Origin of the sequence: Bradyrhizobium manausense, assembly GCF_018130615.1 — a bacterium.
Taxonomy (GTDB): domain Bacteria; phylum Pseudomonadota; class Alphaproteobacteria; order Rhizobiales; family Xanthobacteraceae; genus Bradyrhizobium; species Bradyrhizobium manausense_A.
The window spans coordinates 127,115-145,641 of record NZ_JAFCKB010000001.1 but is presented as its reverse complement, the minus strand read 5'-3'; the positions used below and the strand labels follow the sequence as shown (position 1 = coordinate 145,641).

Annotated in this window: 17 protein-coding genes and 1 pseudogene; 12 read left to right on the top strand and 6 right to left on the bottom strand. The window is 64.1% G+C overall.

Annotated features, from left to right (window positions below; translation table 11 throughout):
- Position 1 precedes the first annotated feature (1 nt).
- The gene (locus tag JQ587_RS00700) at positions 2-1,321 is read left to right on the top strand and encodes an SDR family oxidoreductase (protein ID WP_212424125.1); all 1,320 of its coding nucleotides are present in this window, start codon (positions 2-4) and stop codon (positions 1,319-1,321) included.
- On the top strand, positions 1,321-1,728 hold the full coding sequence (locus JQ587_RS00695) for a thiol-disulfide oxidoreductase DCC family protein (RefSeq protein WP_212424124.1): 408 nt from the start codon (positions 1,321-1,323) through the stop codon (positions 1,726-1,728). Before JQ587_RS00700 ends, JQ587_RS00695 begins: the two co-directional genes overlap by 1 nt.
- Positions 1,729-1,919: 191 nt before the next feature.
- Here the strand turns inward: JQ587_RS00695 and JQ587_RS00690 are convergent, their stop codons facing one another.
- The 3 genes from JQ587_RS00690 to JQ587_RS00680 form a co-directional block, all read right to left on the bottom strand.
- Positions 1,920-3,164 carry a flavin monoamine oxidase family protein gene (locus JQ587_RS00690; RefSeq protein WP_212424123.1) on the bottom strand — a complete coding sequence of 415 codons (1,245 nt, stop codon included), beginning with the start codon at positions 3,162-3,164 and terminating at the stop codon, positions 1,920-1,922.
- 236 nt (positions 3,165-3,400) lie between these two features.
- The gene (typA, locus tag JQ587_RS00685; protein ID WP_212303237.1) at positions 3,401-5,227 is read right to left on the bottom strand and encodes a translational GTPase TypA; all 1,827 of its coding nucleotides are present in this window, start codon (positions 5,225-5,227) and stop codon (positions 3,401-3,403) included.
- A gap of 291 nt (positions 5,228-5,518) precedes the next feature.
- Complete coding sequence (locus JQ587_RS00680) at positions 5,519-6,295, bottom strand: Crp/Fnr family transcriptional regulator (RefSeq protein ID WP_212303236.1); 777 nt, start codon at positions 6,293-6,295, stop codon at positions 5,519-5,521.
- Between the two features lie 185 nt (positions 6,296-6,480).
- On the opposite strand from JQ587_RS00680, the gene JQ587_RS00675 reads away from it, so the two are divergent.
- Positions 6,481-6,864 (top strand): response regulator, encoded by a 384-nt coding sequence (locus JQ587_RS00675; RefSeq protein ID WP_212303235.1) that lies wholly within the window; start codon positions 6,481-6,483, stop codon positions 6,862-6,864.
- Positions 6,865-6,877: 13 nt separating this feature from the next.
- On the opposite strand, the gene JQ587_RS00670 is transcribed toward JQ587_RS00675, so the two are convergent.
- Positions 6,878-8,437, bottom strand: coding sequence for an alkaline phosphatase D family protein (locus JQ587_RS00670; protein WP_212424122.1), 1,560 nt, complete (start codon positions 8,435-8,437; stop codon positions 6,878-6,880).
- Positions 8,438-8,624: 187 nt separating this feature from the next.
- Positions 8,625-10,070 carry a TAXI family TRAP transporter solute-binding subunit gene (locus JQ587_RS00665; RefSeq protein ID WP_212303233.1) on the bottom strand — a complete coding sequence of 482 codons (1,446 nt, stop codon included), beginning with the start codon at positions 10,068-10,070 and terminating at the stop codon, positions 8,625-8,627.
- Between the two features lie 153 nt (positions 10,071-10,223).
- Between JQ587_RS00665 and JQ587_RS00660 the strand changes: the two genes are divergently transcribed.
- Positions 10,224-10,526, top strand: coding sequence for a 4a-hydroxytetrahydrobiopterin dehydratase (locus JQ587_RS00660; RefSeq protein ID WP_212424121.1), 303 nt, complete (start codon positions 10,224-10,226; stop codon positions 10,524-10,526).
- A 91-nt stretch (positions 10,527-10,617) separates the two neighbouring features.
- Complete coding sequence (locus JQ587_RS00655) at positions 10,618-10,998, top strand: YkvA family protein (protein WP_212303231.1); 381 nt, start codon at positions 10,618-10,620, stop codon at positions 10,996-10,998.
- Between the two features lie 70 nt (positions 10,999-11,068).
- Here JQ587_RS00655 and JQ587_RS00650 read toward each other — a convergent pair whose 3' ends face one another.
- Entirely contained in the window at positions 11,069-12,043 is a 975-nt protein-coding gene (locus tag JQ587_RS00650) for an NADPH:quinone oxidoreductase family protein (protein WP_212303230.1), read from the bottom strand.
- A gap of 308 nt (positions 12,044-12,351) precedes the next feature.
- Here JQ587_RS00650 and JQ587_RS00645 point away from each other — a divergent pair.
- The 7 genes and pseudogenes from JQ587_RS00645 to argG all read left to right on the top strand — a co-directional run bounded on the left by JQ587_RS00645 (position 12,352) and on the right by argG (position 18,422).
- Positions 12,352-13,188 (top strand): annotated as a pseudogene (locus JQ587_RS00645) (SDR family oxidoreductase).
- A gap of 115 nt (positions 13,189-13,303) precedes the next feature.
- Positions 13,304-13,933, top strand: coding sequence for an invasion associated locus B family protein (locus JQ587_RS00640; RefSeq protein ID WP_212424120.1), 630 nt, complete (start codon positions 13,304-13,306; stop codon positions 13,931-13,933).
- Between the two features lie 170 nt (positions 13,934-14,103).
- On the top strand, positions 14,104-15,306 hold the full coding sequence (gene rlmN / locus JQ587_RS00635) for a dual-specificity RNA methyltransferase RlmN (RefSeq protein ID WP_212424119.1): 1,203 nt from the start codon (positions 14,104-14,106) through the stop codon (positions 15,304-15,306).
- Positions 15,307-15,354: 48 nt separating this feature from the next.
- The gene (locus tag JQ587_RS00630; protein WP_212424118.1) at positions 15,355-15,846 is read left to right on the top strand and encodes a hypothetical protein; all 492 of its coding nucleotides are present in this window, start codon (positions 15,355-15,357) and stop codon (positions 15,844-15,846) included.
- Between the two features lie 6 nt (positions 15,847-15,852).
- The gene (locus tag JQ587_RS00625) at positions 15,853-16,152 is read left to right on the top strand and encodes a hypothetical protein (protein ID WP_212424117.1); all 300 of its coding nucleotides are present in this window, start codon (positions 15,853-15,855) and stop codon (positions 16,150-16,152) included.
- Between the two features lie 59 nt (positions 16,153-16,211).
- Positions 16,212-16,988 (top strand): phosphatase PAP2 family protein, encoded by a 777-nt coding sequence (locus JQ587_RS00620; protein WP_212303226.1) that lies wholly within the window; start codon positions 16,212-16,214, stop codon positions 16,986-16,988.
- 96 nt (positions 16,989-17,084) lie between these two features.
- On the top strand, positions 17,085-18,422 hold the full coding sequence (gene argG, locus JQ587_RS00615; protein WP_212424116.1) for an argininosuccinate synthase: 1,338 nt from the start codon (positions 17,085-17,087) through the stop codon (positions 18,420-18,422).
- Positions 18,423-18,527 lie beyond the last annotated feature (105 nt).

The window sequence follows — 18,527 nt, the reverse complement described above, 5'->3', positions numbered from 1 at the left end:
GATGAACCAGCGAACCATTTTGGTGCTTGGCGCCTCCGGCCTGATCGGCCGCTTCGTCACCGACGATCTGCGCGCGCGAGGTTTTCGCGTGGTCGGTCTCGCGCGCAGCCTGTCGCCGGCGCAGACAATGAGCGCGCTGGATATCGAGCTGCCGATCTTGTCGCGCGATGCGGCTGCGTTAACACGCCTGCTGAGTGAGCACGCGGTGGATATCGTCGTGAACTGTCTCGGCGTGCTCCAGGACGGCCCCGGCAGCGATACCCATGCGGTGCATCGCGATTTCGTCGCGCGTCTGCTTCAGGCGATCGCCGACAGCGGCCGTGTGATCCGGCTGGTCCATATTTCAATTCCCGGGACTGCTGAAGCGGATCGCACCGCGTTCGCCACGACCAAGCGCGAGGCGGAGCGGCTGATCGCGGCCTCCGACATTCCTCACGCCATCCTGCGGCCCGGCTTCGTGGTCGCGCCGTCAGCCTATGGCGGCAGCGCCCTGCTGCGCGCGCTCGCGGCTTTCCCGCTGGATCTTCCCGCGGCGAAGATGGCAACGCCGTTCCAGCCCGTCGCGGTCGAGGATATCGCGGCGACCATCGCCTGGCTCGCCGTACGCGATATCGACGATCCATCCGTGCAAGCGGTGACCTGGGACCTGATGCAATCCGAGCCGATCACGATGGCCGGAGTCATCAAACAGTTCCGGCATGCGTTTGGCACGTCCGGCTGGCCACGGATGGCGATGCCGTCCTTCATGCTCGATTTGGGTGCGAAGATCGGCGATCTCGCCAGCACGCTCGGCTGGATGCCGCCGATGCGCTCCACGGCGGTTGCCGAGCTGCGTCGTGGCGTCACCGGCGATCCCTCGGCGTGGATCGCCGCCACCGGCCTCGTGCCGAGGACGCTGATGGCTGTGATCGGGCGCCATTCCGCCACCATCCAGGACAAATGGTTTGCACGGCTGTTCCTGATCAAGGCGCTGATTGTCGCGAGCCTTGTCGTGTTCTGGCTCGTCTCTGGCTTCATCGCGCTGCTCGTGTCCTATCGCGCCGCCGCCGGCATCCTGATCGCGCACGGCTTCCCGTCGGCGCTGGTCGATCCCATCACCATCGGCACCAGCCTGATGGACATGAGCATCGGCGTGCTGATCGCCTTCCGCCGCACGGCTGCAATCGGGTTGGCCGCCGGCATCGTCGCCTCGCTCGGCTATATGTTCGGTGCCGCAGTCCTCACGCCCGATCTCTGGATCGAGCCGCTGGGCGCGCTGGCGAAGACAGGGCCCGCGATCGTCCTGATGCTGGTCGCACTTCTGATGCTGGATAATCGTTGATGAGCAAGTGGCCCGATGACGACGTGATTCTCTTCGATGGCGTCTGCATCTTCTGCTCGGGCTGGGTGCGGTTCGTCGCCAAGCGCGACGCGGCGAAGCAGTTTCGCTTCACGCCGATCCAGTCGGACTATGGGGCAAAGCTCGCGCGCACCTTCGGCATCGACCCGGATGATCCCGACACGAACGCGGTGGTGCACGGCGGTAAGGTATTCATGAAGTCGGACGCCGCGCTGACGGTGCTTTCGCATCTTCCGGGCTGGCGCTGGACGCGAGTGCTGTTCGCTGCGCCGAAATCGCTGCGGAATGCCGTCTACAGCCTCATCGCGCGCAACCGCTATCGCATCTTCGGCAGGTACGATGCGTGCTTCGTGCCTGATGCGGATCTGCGGGCGCGGGTGATTGAGTAGAGCCGTTATTGTGATTGGACGGTGTACCAACGACCTCAGTGTCGTCCCGGCGAAGGCCGGGGGACCCATAACCACAGAGCGAAGTTTGGCAAAGCTGGCAGTCAAAGGTTGGCCCGCAGGACCACTACTGCGGTTCACCGACAGATCACGCGGTGGGTCCCGGCCTTCGCCGGGACGACATTGGAGATAGACTAACGGTCTCCAATCGCCGCCAGCACTTCCTTTGCCGCCCGCTCCCCGCTGTCCCTCGCCCCATGCGCCGTCGTGAAGAACGTCGGCGACGTCGCTTCGCCCGCGAAGAACAATCGCTCATCGACCGGCGCGCTCAACGCCGCGCGATCGCCCGCATGCCCTGGCAGCGCGTGCGAATAGGAACCTCTCGCAAACGGGTCATGTGCCCAGCGCGACTCGTAGAGCGGCTTCAGCTTGCGGCGGATGTCGTTGCCGAGAAAGCTGGCGATCTCGTCGACGCTGTGTGCGGCGATGGCACCTTCGCCGGCATCTTCCAATGCGCGGGCAAAGCTGCCGCCGAAGAAGCCCTCGATGCAGGGCTGGCCGAATGGGCGGATGTGATAGGTGCCCATCTCGGTGCGCATGGTGGCGCCGCGGAGATTGCCCTCCCTGGGGAAGGCTTCGGCGCCATCGAGCGCCAGCGTCACCTTGTCGTCGACACCTAGCGGCAGGCCGGCCGCCGCGTCGACCTTGGCGGGAAGTGGTGGGGAGAATCTAATCGCTTCGTCCGCGATCAGATTGGTCGGCACGGTGACGATCACCTTGTCGGCGTTCAGCGTGCCCTGCGACGTCGCGATGCGGATGCGTTTGGGCGTATGGTCGATCAGCGTGACGTTGCAGTTCAGCGCTACCGGGCAGGGTGCGCCGTACGCCGCGATGAGCGCGCCATAGCCGCGGCGGACGCGCCAGTTGAGCTCACTGTCCTCATAGGCGTCCCAGTCCAGCGTCGACATGTCCTTGAGTTCGCAGCCGTTGATGTAGGTCGAGATCGCGTCGATCATCGGATTCCAGCGATTGCCGGGCTCGAGGCTCAGGCTCGCGGGCTCGTCCTTGCCCTTTTGCGCGGCCTGCCAGAGACGCTCATAGAACGCGTCCATCGCGCGCATGAAATCATCGCGCTCGCTTTGCGGAAACGCATTGCCGAAGGCGCGCTCGCGCCAGGGCGGCAGGTCCTTGTTGAGCTCGAAGTCGAGTTGGCGTGCGATTGGAACGAAGGAGTTCTTGTCGGCGGAGTGCAGCCAGCCGCAGCCGACGTCGAACGTGACCTCGGGCGAGGCCTGCACGGTCCAGGCGCGGCCGCCGAGCCGGCCCCGCGCCTCCAGCACGATCACGGCGAGGCCGAAGCCTGCCAGCGCATGCGCCGCGCCGAGGCCAGCTGCACCGGCACCGATGATCGCGACGTCGACGGAGGCGGGGAAGGACATGGGTCGGCTCTAGCACGTTCGCTGGGCGTGCTGAAGGCACCACAAAACAGGTGTCATCACCCGCGAAAGCGGGTGATCCAGTAGTCCAGAGACGGTCGTGAAGCACGGAGAGGCCGCGGCGTACTGGATTCCCCGCTTGCCGCCTACGCTACAGCTTCGGCGCCCCAAGACCTCAACCCCGGCGAAGCCTTGGCGTAGCCGGGTCGCGGGGAATGACACCGAGCGAGAGCGGTAGCTTACGCCACCGCTTCCTTGGCCTTTTCCGCGCGCTTGCGCTCGTTCGGGTCGAGGTGCTTCTTGCGCAGGCGGATCGACTTCGGGGTGACCTCGACGAGCTCGTCGTCCTCGATATAGGCGAGCGCCTTTTCGAGGGTCATGCGGATCGGCGGGGTCAGGCGCACGGCTTCGTCCTTCGATGTCGTGCGGATGTTGGTGAGCTGCTTGCCCTTGAGCACGTTGATCTCGAGATCGTTGTCGCGGGTGTGCTCGCCGACGATCATGCCCTTGTAGACCTTCCAGCCCGGCTCGATCATCATCGGGCCGCGGTCTTCCAGCTTGAACATGGCGTAGGCCACCGCTTCGCCCTGGTCGTTCGAGATCAGCACGCCGTTGCGGCGGCCCTGGATCTCGCCCTTGTAGGGGGCATAGCCGTGGAACAGGCGGTTCATGATCGCGGTGCCGCGGGTGTCGGTGAGCAATTCGCCCTGGTAGCCGATCAGGCCACGGGTCGGCGCGTAGAACACCAGGCGCTGACGATTGCCACCCGAGGGCTTCATCTCGATCAGCTCGGACTTGCGCTCGCTCATCTTCTGCACGACGACGCCGGAATGCTCCTCGTCGACGTCGATCACGACTTCCTCGATCGGCTCCATGGTGGCGCCGGTCGCTTCGTCCTTCTGGTACACGACGCGCGGGCGCGACACCGAGAGCTCAAAGCCCTCGCGGCGCATGGTTTCGATCAGGATCGCGAGCTGCAATTCGCCGCGGCCCGAGACTTCCATCGCGTCCTTGTCGGCGGCCTCGACGACGCGCAGTGCGACGTTGCCTTCGGCTTCGCGCAGCAGACGGTCGCGGATCATGCGGCTCGTCACCTTGTCGCCTTCGGTGCCGGCGAGTGGGGAGTTGTTGACGATGAACGACATCGACACGGTCGGCGGATCGATCGGCTGCGCCGGCAACGGCACCTCGACGGTGGGATCGCAGAACGTGTCGGCGACGGTGCCCTTGGTCAGGCCGGCAATGGCGACGATGTCGCCTGCTTCGGCTTCATCGAGCGGCGTGCGCTCGAGACCGCGGAACGCCAGGATCTTGGTGATACGGCCGGACTCGACCAGCTTGCCGTCGGCATGCAGCACCTTGACCTGCTGGTTCGGCTTGAGCACGCCGGACGAGATGCGGCCGGTGATGATGCGGCCGAGATAGGGGTTGGCTTCCAGGATGGTGCCGATCATCCGGAACGGGCCTTCCTCGACCTTCGGCGGCGCGACGTGACGCAGAATCAGGTCGAACAGCGGCTCCATGCCCTTGTCCTGCGGACCCTCCGGGCTGTCGGCCATCCAGCCCTGCTTGGCTGATCCATAGAGAATCGGGAAGTCGAGCTGCTCCTCGCTGGCGTCGAGCGCCGCGAACAGGTCGAACACTTCGTTGATGACTTCGGTCGGACGCGCGTCGGGACGGTCGACCTTGTTGATGACGACGATCGGCTTGAGGCCGACCTTGAGCGCCTTGGAGACCACGAACTTGGTCTGCGGCAGCGGACCTTCGGCGGCGTCCACCAGCACCAGCGCACCGTCCACCATGTTCAGGATGCGCTCGACCTCACCGCCGAAATCGGCGTGGCCCGGGGTATCGACGATGTTGATGCGGGTGTCCTTCCACTGCACCGAGGCCGCCTTGGCCAGAATGGTGATGCCGCGCTCGCGCTCCAGATCGTTGGAGTCCATGGCGCGATCCGTCACCTTCTGGTTCTCGCGGAACGTGCCGGATTGCTGGAGGAGCTTGTCGACCAGGGTCGTCTTGCCGTGGTCGACGTGGGCGATGATGGCGACGTTACGAAGGTTCATGAGTGAGCTTCTTTGCGGTCGGACAATGGGTTAAGCGCGATCTCGCCGGTCAAGCCGGGACCTCTTCACGGACAACGCTGAAACGTGGAAAACGGGGCCTGCTACGCCCAAAAAGGAAACCCGGCCATATCGACCGGGTAGCCTATGCGTTTGCGGCGCAATATAGGGAAAAAACGCCAAAAAACAATGCGTTCTTTCGAGGTTGGTTGACTGAATTTTGTCCGGGAATCCCCGGGGCTTAGGCGATTCCCCGGCCGAACCGGCCCTTTATTCGCGATCCGGCCGCCGTTACTAGCCCTGAGCGGAGCTGTGGTTGACCTCCTCGGTCGGATAGACCCCGCGCAGCACCTCCTCGAAATGCATCTTCACGGCGTCGTTGCAGAGGCAGGCGCGCAGGCGCAGGCCGTCATGGTTGCGGACCAGGATCGAACCGCGCCGCGTGTCGAGCACGCCCTCGGCCTTGAACGATTGCAGCACGCGGCTGGCATAGCTGCGCCCCACCCCGAGCAAGGTGGCGAGCTGCTCGTGTGTCAGCGGTACGCTGCTCTCGTCGCCAGTCCGTTCCATCGCCGCGATGATCCATTTCGCCGTGCGCTGCTCGATCGAATGAATCGCGTTGCAGGCGGTCGACTGGAAAATCTGTGCCAGCATGCAGTCGGCGTAGCGGGCGAAGATATTGCGCAGCGACGGCGAGCGCGCCTTCGCCGCCTCCAGTCTGCCGACATGGATGCGCGCAAACGGTCCGCCGAATTTGACGCAGATGCGGGTGTAGGCCGGTAGAAATCCCTCGCTGACGATGCCGCCCACCGCGCCTTCGCGGCCGACCAGAATGGTCTCGACGTCGCGGCCGTCTTCGTTCGGGACGAGAAACGTTGCGAGCGACGGACCGCAGGGAAAGTGCACGACCTGAACATCGTCGCCGGGACTGTAGAGCAGGTGGCTCGCACCGACGTCGTCAACGCTGACATAAGGTGCGAGCAGCGCATAATCCGCGGAGTTCAAGCGCCGCAGCAGATTGTTGGCGGGCCGGCTCTCGACCTCATTTGCCTTGCTGATACGCGCATCCATCGCGAACTCCCCATCCTCCTCTCCACACTAGCGAGTTCCGTTCATCGCCTGTGTGCACATCTGGACAGACGTCAAAACTGTTCTGTGGTGAGTTTCGTTCCGGGAACCCTCCGATGCGCTGGGCGCAGGTGTCGGCATGAGGCTGTCCTGACCGGTGCAACATGCAGCCCTCGACAGCCAGGATCATGATACCTGTTTCTCCGGACGGCTCGGCCGCAATGCCTGCCGATGTTCTGATCGTCGAGGACGATCCCATCATCGCCATCGATTTCGAGGATCGTCTGCTCGGCTTTGGCGTCACCGGTGTGCGCACGGCGGGCTCGGTGGCGCAGGCGCTGAATGCGATCACGGCACGTGCGCCTGACTTCGCGCTGCTCGATGTTGAGCTGATCCGCGAGAAGAGTTTTGCGATCGCCGAGCGGCTCGCCGCGCTGAAAATTCCCTTCGTCTTCGTCACCGGCTACGGTGCGGAGACCAGCATCCCGCCGGAGTTTGCCGCACGGCCGCGGCTGCAAAAGCCGTGCTCCAGCGATGCGCTGGAGGCGGCGTTGCAGACGCGCGGCGCGTGACGGTGCGACCGCGTCAGGCGAATTTCGGGTCGAGCGTGGTCGACCACAGCGCGACGTCGGCGCGGTCGCGCAGCGTCACCGTCAACTGGCCCGACGCACCGTCGATCTTGACGTGACCGAAGAACTGCATGCCGGCGGACGGCGGCAGATTCTGCTTGTCGGGGCCGGGCGCCTTGATGAAGCGCACGTCGGGGCCGAACGTGTTGTCGAGTTCGTTCGGCCCGAACGTGCCGGCGTGCAGCGGACCCGAGACGAATTCCCAGAACGGCTCGAAATCCTGGAATTGCGCCTTGTTCGGGTCGTAGTAATGCGCGGCGGCGTAGTGCACGTCCGCCGTCAGCCACACCGTGTTCCTGATCGGTGCCATCTTGATGAAGCGCAGGATATCGGCGATCTCGAGCTCGCGGCCGCGCGCCGGGCCGTCGCCTTGCGCGAAGGCTTCCGAGCCCCTCTTGTTGGTGGCGTCGTCATAGACGATCAGGCTGAGCGGCATGTCGGAGGCGATCACCTTCCACGTCGCGCGCGAGTTGAGCAGGCCGCGCTTGAGCCAGGCCATCTGTTCCGGCCCGAGGAAGAAGCTGGCCGGGCCGTATTCCGTTTCGAGGTTGGCGCCGTTCGGGCCGCGATAGCTGCGCTCGTCGAGCACGAACACGTCGAGATGCGGGCCGTAGGCGATCTTGCGATAGACCCGGCCCGGCTCAACGATGCTCTCGCGCATCGGATACATCTCGTGGAAGGCGCGGCCGGCGCGAGCCGCGAGCAACGAAATATCGCGCACCTTGTAGGTTGACGGCAGATCCTTCGACAGCGACCAATTGTTGGTCACCTCGTGATCGTCCCACTGCACGAAGATCGGCACTTCGGCATTGAAGGCACGGACATTGTCGTCGGTGAAATTGTATTTGTGCGCCGCGCGGTACTCGTCTAGCGTCTCCGCGACCTTGGCCTTCTCGGGGATCGTGACGTTCTTCCAGATCTTGCCGTCGGCCAACTTGACTTCGGAGGGGATCACGCCGTCGGCATAGATGGTGTCGCCGGAATGCAGCAGGAAATCCGGCCGGTGTTTTCGCATGGCCGAGAATGTGAGCATGCCGCCGTCATCGGGATTGATGCCCCAGCCCTGTCCGGCGACGTCGCCGCCCCAGACGAAGCTGACGTCGCGGCGGTCAGCCGGCGCGGTGCGGAAGCGGCCGACCTCCGGCTCGCCTTCGATCGCGGTATGCGAGAGATCGCGGAAACGGACGCGGTAGAAGATGTCCTGTCCGCCTGGAAGATTGTCCACCAGCATCTTCGCGGTGAAGTCGCTCTCGGGCAGTGCCGCGATCGGCGGCAGCGCCCGGGCGTCCTTGAAGGATTCTGTCGTCGCCACCTCCACCAGCATCTGTGCCGGCCGGTCGGTCCGCGCCCACACCACGCCGCCGTCGACGGTGACGTCGCCGGACTGCACGCCATGGGTGACCGCAGGCCGGTCGGCCGCGCGCGACATATGCGGCATCGCGATCGCACCGAGTGCGCCAGCGCCGGTGGTGAGGAATTTGCGGCGGGAGAATTTGATCTTCAATTTGATCTTCATGGGCTGGCTCACTGGCTAGCTGGCTCACTGGCGAGCTGTCTTGCGCGCATCTTGCGCCGTCATTCCGGGATGGCGCGTGAGCGCCAGACCCGGATCTCGAGATTCCGGATGCACGCTTCGCGCGCTCCGGAATGACAGCGGGAGCTATATTGAGACAATGTGACGCGGCAATTACGCGCGCAGGCGACTATGCATTGCCGGCGGCCCGGAATTGCGCGCCGGCGCGCTGCAGGTTCTGAGGCAGGCTGGTCAGCACGGCCTTGCGGTCGGCGACCGCGGCGTGGAATTGGTCGAGTGCGATGTTGAAGGCGGTCAGCGCGCCCTCCTCGATGGCGCCGTGATCATAGCAGCGCAAGGTGTCGCGCAAGATCTCGTCGGCCTCGGCCTGCATCTGGTCCAGCTCGTCGGCCGTCTCGCTCTTGCGGGCCGCCGCGAGCATGTCGAGCAGGCGTTCGCGCAGATGGCTGTTGTTGTCGCGCTCGTCCTTTTTCAGATAGCCTGCGAACCACGCGCCGATCGAGCCCATGGCCGAGAGTGCCATCAGGCTCCACCAGATGTAATCGCTGTACTTGTCGAGGAAGGTCTTCTCCTCGCCGTCGACGAAGGCGGCGGCGCCTGGATGCACGGGGATCACCGCGTCCTTGTCGGTGTCGGGCGTCTCGATCTTGGCGGCTTGCGGGAATTCGGTCAGCAATTGCTGGCGCACGGCGAAAAGCTGCCGGGTGAAGACTGCGACCGTGGTCTCGGACAGGCCTTTGCGCGCCACGATGTGATGCGAGAAGCTGATGGTCTTGACCTCGTCCTCGGGACGATCGGGCGAGCCGCCGTAAGTGCCGGCAGGAATCTCGGAGGATTCATAGACCGGATGGTTCTGCGCGATCGCGTCGGCCGAATCGATCGCCAGGAAGGTCGGCGTACCGCCATCCTTGGCGGAAGCCGCGATCGCGTCCGCGGTGATCTTGCTATTGACGGGACCGGCCGCGAGATAGACGTCGGCCTTCTGTGACTTGATTGCTTCGGCGACTTCGCTCGCCGGGAATTGCACGATCTCGACCTTGGCGGGATCGACGCCGTATTGCTGCAGGATCACCTTGAGCAGATTGACGTTGGCCTGGGTGCGGCCGACTACGCCGACACGATGGCCGGCGAGCTGCGCGATCTTGGTGATCTTCGCGCCCTTCTTCTTGCCCTTGCCGGGCACGGACCACAGCACCACGACGTTCTTGCGCAGCGTCGCGACGGCCTGCGCGTTCTTGGGGACGTCGAGATCGCCGCGCACGATGGCGAGATCGGCCTTGCCCTCGGCGAGCAGATTGGCACTGGCGGTGGCGCCGTCGGTCTGGATCGGGCGCAGCCGCACGAAGCCTTTGCTCTGCACGAAGGCCTGCGTCAGTGTCTGCACCACTTTGAGGTCGTCGCTGTTGGCGGGGCCAACCGCGATCTTCAGCGTCACCGGCCGCATCGCGAAATAATAGCCGCCGGCGAGCGCGCCGATGACGGCGAGCACCAGCGCCAGAGACACGAGTGCCGTCTTCCGCGCCGCGGATCGCGGCGAAGGCGGAGAGGGCGTTTCGGCCAGGTCCAATCCCCCGGTCATCGATCTCCCAAACAGGCGCTTCAGGCTCAGTTTCATCTTGGCCGGCGATTTACGCCCGCAATTGTAGCAAATTTCTTGTCCCGCGGGGTTACATCTCCGTCATGGTTAGCGGATCGGCGAGATCCCGCTTTGGACCCGGATCGTAAGCTCGGTGTTAGGGTAAAGTTCCCCTGAAAACGGAGGGCCATCATGGCAGAGCGGCTATCGGCGGACGCACGCAAGCAGGCACTGGGCGGTATTCCGGGCTGGACCGAGGTCCAGGGCCGCGATGCCATCGGGAAAACCTTTGTCTTCAGGGATTTCAACGAGGCATTCGGTTTCATGACCCGGGCGGCGCTGGTCGCCGAGAAGATGGATCACCACCCCGAATGGCGCAATGTCTACAAGACGGTCGAGGTGGTGCTGTCAACCCATGACGCCGGTGGCGTCACCAAGCTCGACATCGAGCTTGCCGCGGCGATGAACGCCATCGCAAAGCTGATGCCCGGCTGACATCTTGCAGGCAGGGTGCGCATCCCCATGTTGTGATCAGCAGGGTGATGTGGCCATCCGCCGCATTGGGCTGAACGGGGAGTTCTCGAACATGGCTGCCGAACACAGTGTCGGCTTCGAGCCGGCCGATCGGCTCGCGGAGGATCGTGAAAGCGTGCGCCGCCGCTTCTGGCGCAAGCTGAAGCGCGTCGCCGCGCATCTGCCGTTCACCGAGGATCTGCTTGCCGCCTATTACTGCGCTTTCGACCGGCAGACCCCGCGCCATGTCCAGGCGTCGCTGTTGGGTGCGATCGCCTATTTCATCCTGCCGTTCGACTTCATCCCCGATGTGATGCCGGTGCTCGGTTTCACCGACGATGCTGCCATTCTCGCCACCGCCATTCGCATGGTCGCCAGCCATATTACATCGGAGCATCGCGAAGCCGCCCGCGCCGCGTTGAAGCGCGGGGTGGATGAGGGTGAGGCGGCGTAGCGTGCCGCTCTCACTCCGACGTCGTTCCGGCCTTCGCCGGGACGACATCTGGAAATAGTTTGGCACATCCTCACGGATGCAGGATCACCTTGCCCATGGCCTGGCGTCCCGCGAGCACCTTGAGCGCGTCGGCGGTCTGCGCCAGCGGGAAGGTGCGATCGACATGCGAGGAGATTTTTCCTTCCGCGGTCCACTTCACGAGCTTCTCGAGATTGGCGCGATTCTTGGCGGGGTTGAGCCGGGTCCAGGCGCCCCAGAACACGCCACGGATGTCGCAGCCCTTCAACAGCGCGAGGTTCAACGGCATCTTCGGAATGTCGCCGGCGGCGAAGCCGATCACGAGGAAGCGGCCCTCCCACGCAATCGAGCGCAGCGCTTGTTCGGCATACGCACCACCCACCGGATCGAAGATGATGTCGACGCCCTTGCCGTCGGTGAGCTTGCGCAAGCCTTCCTTCAGATCTTCCTTGCCGTAATTCAGCGTCAGCTCGGCGCCATGCGCTTTGGCGAAGGCGAGCTTTTCGTCCGACGAGGCACAGGCGATGACCTTCAGGCCCATCAGCTTGCCGAGTTCGCAGGCCGCAAGGCCCGTGCCGCCGGCCGCACCTAACACCGCGAGCGTCTCGCCCGGCTTCGGGCTTGCGCGATCCTCCAGCGCATGCAGCGCGGTGCCGTAGATGATGATGATGCCGGCCGCGCGATCGTAATCGAGATTGTCGGGAATCTTCACGATTCCTGCCGCGGGCAGTGCGATCTTTTCGCGCGCACCGTTGTGGCCGCAGGAGGCAACCACGCGATCGCCGACCTTGAGATCAGTGACGCCGGGTCCGATGCTCTCGATCACGCCGGCGACTTCCGCGGCCGGCGAGAACGGGAACGGCGGCTTGATCTGGTACTTGCCCTGAATCATCAGGATGTCGAAGAAGTTCAGCGCCGCTGCCTTGATCGCGATCACGGCTTCGCCGGGGCCCGCCACCGGATCCGGCACATCGGCGAGCACGAGATCGTCGGGCTGGCAATATTGCGAGCAGAGGATGGCTTTCATGGCGGCACCTTGGGGCGTTTCGAGTGGAGTTATGGTTGGGCCGTTTCTGCCGGATTTAAGCACGGGCGACAATCCGGATTCTTTGTCGGCTGTGCTCCGATGTTTCCACGATGTCGTCCGGACGAAAGCCAGGACCCATTACCCCGTCTTGAAATTGGGTCCGCGCAAATTTCCCGTGCATTTGCCGCGCAGCGGATAATCTTCGCCAAACCGCCCGTTGTGGTGGGTCCTGGCTTTCGCCAGGACGACGCGAGGTGAGAGTGGTGGCTTCGTTGTCATTGCGGGTTGAGGAGAAAGGGATTCAAACGATGTTTGAAACAGGTCTGCTCAGGGGCAAGCGCATCCTCGTCACCGGCGGCGGCTCGGGCCTCGGCGCTGCGATGGGGCGGCGCTTTCTCACACTCGGCGCCGAGCTCGTGATCTGCGGCCGCAAGCTCGACCGTCTCTAGACCACAGCAGCTGAGATGCGCGCGCAGACCGGCGGCAAGGTCACGACGATCGCATGTGATGTTCGCGACGGCGCCGCCGTCGATGTGATGATGGCTGCGATCTGGCGCGAGGCGCCACTCGACATTCTCGTCAACAACGCTGCCGCGACCTTCATCGCGCAGAGCGAACACCTCTCCTTCCGCGCCGCCGATGCGATCCTGGCGCCGACGCTGCATGGCGCGATGTATTGCACGCTTGCCGCCGGCAAGCGCTGGATCGACGGCAAGCACGATGGCGTCGTGCTGTCGATCCTCTCGACCTCGACCATCACCGGCCGCGCCTTCACGGTTCCCTCGGCGATGGCGAAATCGGCGGTGTTGGCGATGACCAAGAGCCTCGCGGTGGAGTGGGGCCCGAAGGGCATCCGCACCGTCGCGATCGCGCCGGGGCCGTTCCCGACGGCGGGCGCGTCCGGACAGTTGCGGCTCCAGGGCCGTGACGACAGCCTGATCCGCAATCCGCTAGGACGCGTCGGCGAGCACGGCGAACTGGCCGACCTCGCCAGCTTCCTGGTCTCGGACCGCGCTGCTTACATCAACGGCGAGATGGTGGTGATCGACGGCGGCGCGCATTTGCGCAGTTCCGGCGCCGAGGACCTGCTGCGATGGAGCGAGACGCAATGGGCCGAACAGCGCGCTGCGCGGTCCAAAAGCTAACCATGTCGTCCCGCTAACTGCCTTCCCAAATTGGACTTTCCCGGTTATCCCTGACTCGGGGACAACGCGCGGCCGGGCCATCTTCCAGTCACAATATTGAGGGAACCACTCCAGCATGTGGCGGGTGCTTTTAGCTTTGATGACTGGCGTAATGGCCTGTGGAATCTCCGATTCCGCGCGGGCGCAGACGGCGCAACCGGCGCCGAAGGCGGCCGCAAAGCCGGCGGCCGCCGCCAAGACGGCAGCCAAGCCCGAGAGCAAGCCGGTTGGCCCTGCCACGGCGGTTGCCGGTGGCGCTGAGCCGACGCTGATCGGCCAGTTCGGCACCTGGGGTGCCTATTCGGCGACGCCCAACGGCAAGAAGGTCTGCTTTGCGCTGGCTAAGCCTGCGTCGTCCAAGACCAACCCGCCGAACCGGCCGCGCGATCCCGCCTATGCCTTTGTCTCGACCCGCCCGGCCGAGAAGGTGAGCAACGAAGTCTCGGTGATGATCGGCTACGCGCTGAAGCCCGGTTCGGAATCGACCGTCGAGGTCGGTGGTGCGGCGTTTGCAATGTACACGCAGGGCGACGGGCTCTGGATCAAGAACGCCGCCGAGGAAGAGCGGATGGTGGAAGCCATGCGCAAATCCGCGGATCTCGTGGTCAAGGGCGTCTCGGCCAAGGGCACGGAGACGACCGACACGTTTTCGCTGAAGGGCCTTGCCCAGGCGCTCGACAAGATCGCGCAGGACTGCAGGCGGTAAGGCTAAGTCATAGCCGCGGTCGCAATCGGCGGTTCCGGTTGCTATATTAGGTGCGGTTCCAAGTTTTTCCGTCATTCCGGGATGGTCCGAAGGACCAGACCCGGAATCTCGAGGTTCCGGGTCCGACGCTTCGCGCCGCCCCGGAACGACCACGTAATCAGGTCCATTCAATGCAACCGACGACCGAGCCGCGCGACGCAATCCTGGTGGAGAAGACTCCACTCGAAACCTATGTGCCGCCGGCCAAGCCATCACTCATCGGCCTGTCGCGCACCGAGCTGGCCGATCGTCTCGGCGAAATCGGCGTTCAGCCCTCGCAGCGCAAGATGCGCGTGCAGCAACTCTGGCACTGGCTCTATTTCCGCGGCGCCCAGAGTTTTGACGACATGACCTCGATCTCGAAGGGCATTCGCGCCGAGCTCGCGCAGCATTTCACGGTCGACCGGCCCGAGGTCGTGGCCGAGCAGATTTCCAACGACGGCACCCGCAAATGGCTGCTGCGTCTGCCGAGCGGCGACAATGTCGAGAAGGCGCATGAAGTCGAGTGCGTCTACATCCCCGAGACCGATCGCGGCACGCTCTGCGTCTCCTCGCAGGTCGGCTGCACGCTGAACTGCTCGTTCTGTCACACCGGCACGCAGCGCCTGGTGCGCAATCTCACCGCCGGCGAGATCGTCGGCCAGATCATGGTCGCGCGCGATCGCCTCAATGATTGGGCCGATCGCGAGGACGGCACGCGCCGCGTCACCAACATCGTGATGATGGGCATGGGCGAGCCGCTCTACAATTTCGACGCGGTGCGCGATGCGTTGCTGATCGTCGGCGACAATGAAGGCATCGGCATCTCCCGCCGCCGCATCACGCTCTCGACCTCGGGCGTGGTGCCGAACATCGTGCGCGCCGGCGAGGAGATCGGCGTCATGCTCGCGATCTCGCTGCACGCGGTGCGCGACGAGCTGCGCAACGAGCTCGTGCCGCTCAACCGCAAATATCCGATCAAGGAGCTGCTGCAAGCCTGCCGCGACTATCCCGGTGCCTCGAACGCGCGCCGCATCACCTTCGAATATGTGATGCTCAAGGGCATCAACGATTCGCTCGACGATGCAAAACTGCTGGTGAAGCTGCTCAAGGGCATTCACGCCAAGATCAACCTCATTCCGTTCAATCCCTGGCCCGGCACGGCCTATGAATGCTCGGACTGGGACCAGATCGAGAAATTCTCCGAGTACATTTTCAACGCTGGCTATTCCTCGCCGGTGCGTACCCCGCGTGGCCGCGACATTCTCGCCGCCTGCGGCCAGCTCAAGTCGGAGACGGAGAAGCTCAGCGCGCGCGAGCGCCAGGCGCTGCGCGCAATGGCGATGACGGATTGAGGATGCGCGCCGCGCGCTCGCAATGACGGCAACGGTGGCTTTCCCCTGATGTCCCTGATCGGCCGCCTCATTGTCATCTTCTTAGGCTTTCTCGCCGCCTGTTTCGTCGGCGGCATGATCGTTGTCGGCGCGCTGCTGTTTCCGGAATTTTCCGATCTCGGCGCCGGCCCCGTCGATCAGGGCACGATCGACATCCTGCTCGGCTTCGGCTTCATCTTCGTCTCAGGTTTCGCGCTGGTGCCAGCGGCGGTGATCGTCGCGATCACCGAGGCGCTCTATATCCGCAGCGCGCTAGCCTATGCCGTCGGCGGCGGCCTCGTCGGGCTCGCCTGCTATCTCGGCCTCGTTCCCTTCCACTCCGACACGTTGCAGTTCGAGGGCATCGTGCGGCGTCATCTCGAGATCATGACCGGCGCGGGCATCGTTGCCGGCTTCGTCTACTGGCTGATCGCCGGGCGCAATGCCGGCGCCTGGCGTATCCCGCCGCCCCCGCGCAAGCCGCCTCCGCCGCTGCCGTTGAATTCGAGGCCATCGGATTAGATCAGCATGGAAGATGTTTGGACTGACCCTTGGTATGCTGTGGTTGACGAGCATGTCTGCAAAGCTTGCGAAGACGAGCTGCGAAAGGAAACCGGCCCGGAACATCCTTTGTGGAATTCCGACCTGCGACTGATCGCTCGTCGGAGTGATCGCGACGACGCCCTCTTTCTCGTCAGTGATGGGCGGGTTGCCGAAGTTCATTTGACCTGGAGTGGCAAGCTTGAGCGGATGCCATGGCCGCGAACGGCTATCTTCGCAAATCTGGACCAATGGCATGCGGCAACGCCGAAGGACGATGAATCATAGGCGTCAGCGTCTTAGCCTAGGCCTTTCCATGGGGCGATTGCTCCGCTAAACCGCGCGCCATGAACCGTACCGGACTCTTCATCGCCCTGGCGCTGTGGCTCGTGATCGGCGTCGTTTTCGGCCTCTATCCCGAGCTCGATCTCAAGCTCGCCGCGCTGTTCTTCGATCCCGAGACCAAGTCCTTTCCGCTCAAGCTGAACGGCTGGGCCGGGATTGGGCGTGACGCTGCGATGTGGGTCTCCTGGGCCTTCGTGCTGCCTTCGCTGGTCGCGCTCGTGGTCAAGATGATCCGTCCCGACCGTCCCCTGATGGTGTCGGGCCGCGCGATCGTATTCCTGCTGGTCACCATCATCCTGTCGGCCGGCGTTCTCACCAATCTCACCTTCAAGACCTATTGGGGCCGGCCGCGGCCGGTGGTGGTGACCGAGTTCGCCGGCGACCAGCAGTTCGTGGCATGGTGGGATCCGCGCGGCGATTGCGCGCGCAATTGCTCGTTCTTCTCCGGTGAAGGCGCGACCGCGTTCTGGACGCTGGCCCCGGCTGCGCTCGCACCACCGGCATGGCGGCCGCTCGCCTATGCCGGCGCGGTGGTGTTCGGTGCCGCGACCAGCGGGCTCCGCATGGCCTTTGGCGGGCACTTCTTCACGGATGTCGCCACAGCGGGCCTCGTCACCTTCGTCGTGATCTGGTTCGGCTACGCGCTGATCTACCGCTGGCCGCGGACCCGGTTTTCGGACGAGGCGGTCGATGCCGCCCTGACCCGGCTGAACATGCCCGCCTACCGGCTCCGCAAGCGCTTGTTCGGCCGCAAGACCGGTCCTGAGCCGTCGGTTTAAGCCATTAAATGCGTGCCGAGCGCTGCGAAATTTGATATTCGCGCGGTCGAAACCACGCCGCTCGCATCAGCCCCTTAAGCCTCGATTGGAAGCCCCATGACCACGATCCTGAAAAGCCTGCCCAAGGGTGAGAAAGTCGGCATCGCGTTTTCGGGCGGCCTCGACACGTCAGCGGCGCTGCTCTGGATGAAGCAGAAGGGCGCGCGCTGCTACGCCTATACCGCCAATCTCGGCCAGCCCGATGAGGCCGATTACAACGAGATCCCGCGCAAGGCCGAAGCGTTCGGTGCCGAGAAGGCCGTGCTAGTCGATTGCCGCACGCAACTCGTCCACGAAGGCATCGCCGCGATCCAGTCCGGCGCCTTCCACATCTCGACCGGCGGCATCACCTATTTCAACACCACGCCGCTCGGACGCGCGGTCACCGGCACGATGCTGGTTGCGGCGATGAAGGAAGATGGTGTCAACATCTGGGGCGACGGTTCGACCTTCAAGGGCAACGACATCGAGCGCTTCTATCGTTACGGCCTGCTGACCAATCCGAGCTTGCGCATCTACAAGCCCTGGCTCGACCAGCAGTTCATCGACGAGCTCGGCGGCCGGGCCGAAATGTCGGCGTTCATGACCGCGCAGGGCTTTGCCTACAAGATGAGCGCCGAGAAGGCGTATTCGACCGACAGCAATCTGCTCGGCGCCACGCATGAAGCGAAGGATCTCGAAAGCCTCGACAGCGGCATCAAGATCGTCAACCCGATCATGGGCGTGCCGTTCTGGCGCGACGATTGCGTTGTGAAGGCCGAGAAGGTCGTCGTGCGTTTCGAGGAAGGCCAGCCCACCGCGCTGAACGGCAAGACATTCTCTGATCCCGTTGCGCTGTTCCTCGAAGCCAACGCCATCGGCGGCCGCCACGGCCTCGGCATGAGCGACCAGATCGAGAACCGCATCATCGAGGCCAAGAGCCGCGGCATCTATGAAGCGCCGGGCATGGCGTTGCTGCACATCGCCTATGAGCGTCTCGTCACCGGCATTCACAACGAAGACACCATCGAGCAGTACCGCATCAGTGGCATGCGGCTCGGACGCCTGCTCTATCAGGGCCGATGGTTCGATCCGCAAGCCTTGATGCTGCGCGAGACCGCGCAGCGTTATGTCGCGAGCGCCGTCACCGGCGAGGTCACGCTGGAGCTGCGTCGCGGCAACGACTATTCGATTCTCAACACCGAGAGCCCCAACCTCACCTATGCGCCGGAGCGGCTGAGCATGGAGAAGGTTGAGGACGCTCCGTTCACGCCGGCCGACCGCATCGGCCAGCTCACCATGCGCAATCTCGACATCGCCGACACCCGCACCAAGCTCGGTCTTTATTCGAAGACCGGCCTGCTGTCCGGCAGCGAAGGCTCGCAGATCTTCAAGCTCGAGAGCGACAAGGGCTGAGGTCACAGCTCTCTAATGGTTGCTACGAGTTCGCGACGTTCCGCAGCATCGCCCGTAACAACCAAAACAAAAAATGGCCGGGATCGCTCCCGGCCATTTTCCTTT

What these genes read in the sequence shown, in the direction of transcription:
- JQ587_RS00695 (WP_212424124.1), top strand. Translation starts at nt 1,321, where the DNA reads ATGAGCAAGTGGCCCGATGACGACGTGATTCTCTTCGATGGCGTCTGC.
- argG (WP_212424116.1), top strand. Translation starts at nt 17,085, where the DNA reads ATGACCACGATCCTGAAAAGCCTGCCCAAGGGTGAGAAAGTCGGCATC.
- JQ587_RS00625 (WP_212424117.1), top strand. Translation starts at nt 15,853, where the DNA reads ATGGAAGATGTTTGGACTGACCCTTGGTATGCTGTGGTTGACGAGCAT.
- JQ587_RS00650 (WP_212303230.1), bottom strand. Translation starts at nt 12,043, where the DNA reads ATGAAAGCCATCCTCTGCTCGCAATATTGCCAGCCCGACGATCTCGTG.
- JQ587_RS00640 (WP_212424120.1), top strand. Translation starts at nt 13,304, where the DNA reads ATGTGGCGGGTGCTTTTAGCTTTGATGACTGGCGTAATGGCCTGTGGA.
- JQ587_RS00700 (WP_212424125.1), top strand. Translation starts at nt 2, where the DNA reads ATGAACCAGCGAACCATTTTGGTGCTTGGCGCCTCCGGCCTGATCGGC.
- JQ587_RS00690 (WP_212424123.1), bottom strand. Translation starts at nt 3,164, where the DNA reads ATGTCCTTCCCCGCCTCCGTCGACGTCGCGATCATCGGTGCCGGTGCA.
- JQ587_RS00630 (WP_212424118.1), top strand. Translation starts at nt 15,355, where the DNA reads ATGTCCCTGATCGGCCGCCTCATTGTCATCTTCTTAGGCTTTCTCGCC.
- typA (WP_212303237.1), bottom strand. Translation starts at nt 5,227, where the DNA reads ATGAACCTTCGTAACGTCGCCATCATCGCCCACGTCGACCACGGCAAG.
- JQ587_RS00670 (WP_212424122.1), bottom strand. Translation starts at nt 8,437, where the DNA reads ATGAAGATCAAATTGAAGATCAAATTCTCCCGCCGCAAATTCCTCACC.
- rlmN (WP_212424119.1), top strand. Translation starts at nt 14,104, where the DNA reads ATGCAACCGACGACCGAGCCGCGCGACGCAATCCTGGTGGAGAAGACT.
- JQ587_RS00660 (WP_212424121.1), top strand. Translation starts at nt 10,224, where the DNA reads ATGGCAGAGCGGCTATCGGCGGACGCACGCAAGCAGGCACTGGGCGGT.
- JQ587_RS00655 (WP_212303231.1), top strand. Translation starts at nt 10,618, where the DNA reads ATGGCTGCCGAACACAGTGTCGGCTTCGAGCCGGCCGATCGGCTCGCG.
- JQ587_RS00665 (WP_212303233.1), bottom strand. Translation starts at nt 10,070, where the DNA reads ATGAAACTGAGCCTGAAGCGCCTGTTTGGGAGATCGATGACCGGGGGA.
- JQ587_RS00620 (WP_212303226.1), top strand. Translation starts at nt 16,212, where the DNA reads ATGAACCGTACCGGACTCTTCATCGCCCTGGCGCTGTGGCTCGTGATC.
- JQ587_RS00680 (WP_212303236.1), bottom strand. Translation starts at nt 6,295, where the DNA reads ATGGATGCGCGTATCAGCAAGGCAAATGAGGTCGAGAGCCGGCCCGCC.
- JQ587_RS00675 (WP_212303235.1), top strand. Translation starts at nt 6,481, where the DNA reads ATGATACCTGTTTCTCCGGACGGCTCGGCCGCAATGCCTGCCGATGTT.